The organism is Puniceicoccus vermicola, from assembly GCF_014230055.1.
Taxonomy (GTDB): Bacteria; Verrucomicrobiota; Verrucomicrobiia; order Opitutales; family Puniceicoccaceae; genus Puniceicoccus; species Puniceicoccus vermicola.
Genome location: NZ_JACHVA010000027.1, coordinates 1 through 999, shown reverse-complemented (window position 1 = coordinate 999; position 999 = coordinate 1). Strand labels below are relative to the sequence as shown.

At 57.2% G+C, this 999-nt stretch carries 2 protein-coding genes; one reads left to right on the top strand and one right to left on the bottom strand.

Going from position 1 to position 999, the window contains the following annotated elements:
- Positions 1-313: transposase (locus H5P30_RS02215; RefSeq protein WP_185691333.1), on the bottom strand; the 313-nt coding region annotated here is incomplete at its 3' end.
- A 123-nt stretch (positions 314-436) separates the two neighbouring features.
- Here H5P30_RS02215 and H5P30_RS02210 point away from each other — a divergent pair.
- Positions 437-999: transposase (locus tag H5P30_RS02210; RefSeq protein ID WP_185691332.1), on the top strand; the 563-nt coding region annotated here is incomplete at its 3' end.

Genomic DNA, 999 nt, shown 5'->3' with positions numbered 1-999 from the left:
CTTTTTTTAAGATGTCGCGCTGACGACGCAGTTGCTCGTTCTCCCGGCGCAAACGCTTTAGCTCCGAGGCTTCATCAGGATCGGAGGCTCCGGAAGGCATCTCCCCCGGCTCACGCCGGTCTCGATCCCTTCCTTCTCCTCCGATCCCAGCTGCACGATTACGCCATAATCTCAGCGTGTTCGGGGAAACTCCCAGTTCTTCAGCTACGTGCTTGAGAGGGCGAGCACTACTGATCAGAAGATCAACAGCTCCCTCGCGGAACTCACGGGAATAGGCAGGTTTGGTTGGTGGCATATCGGTTATCCTTTTCATTTGCACCGAGCTGTCCAACATATCAGGGGAAGCTCAAAAGCTATGGCGGACTGGCGTTGACGCTTCGCGGGCGGTCTTCCTCAAAGTTTGGGGACATGAGGGGCAAAGACCATCATGTCCCCAATGAATAACCTAACAGGAATAGCAGGCTACGAAGTGATCTCGCAGCGATGCAAATCGGATTTGGACGAGTTGGAGGCGGTTCTGGAGAGGGAGCCTGAGAGATGCCCTTACTGCGCGGCCCCGGGGCCGCGCAGTAAGGGCCGTTATCTTCGGAAGGTGCGTCATCGAAGTGGTTATGTTCGTTCAACTTTTTTGTTGGTGCACACCCGCCGTTTCTGGTGCTGGAGGTGCAAGCGGAGTTTCCTTCCCACGCTTCCGGGCATCCGTCCTTATCGCCAGAGCTCGGAGCTCTTTCGCAAGGAAGTCCACCAGCGCCACGAAGACGGGATCTGCGCGAGCACTTTGGCCAAGAGGGAGCGAATCGGGCAGGCTACGGTCGAACGGATTTATCACCAGCACACCGAGCTGGAGGTGCGCAAACGTTCCAACCGGGATTGCCCCCGGATGCTCGGAATCGACGAGCATACCCTGGGCAAAAAGAACCGCTTTTGCACCACCTTCTGCGACCTCGGCAACAATCGGGTCTTCGAGGTCAGGCCCGGTCGCAGCGAAAAGGAGCTCTC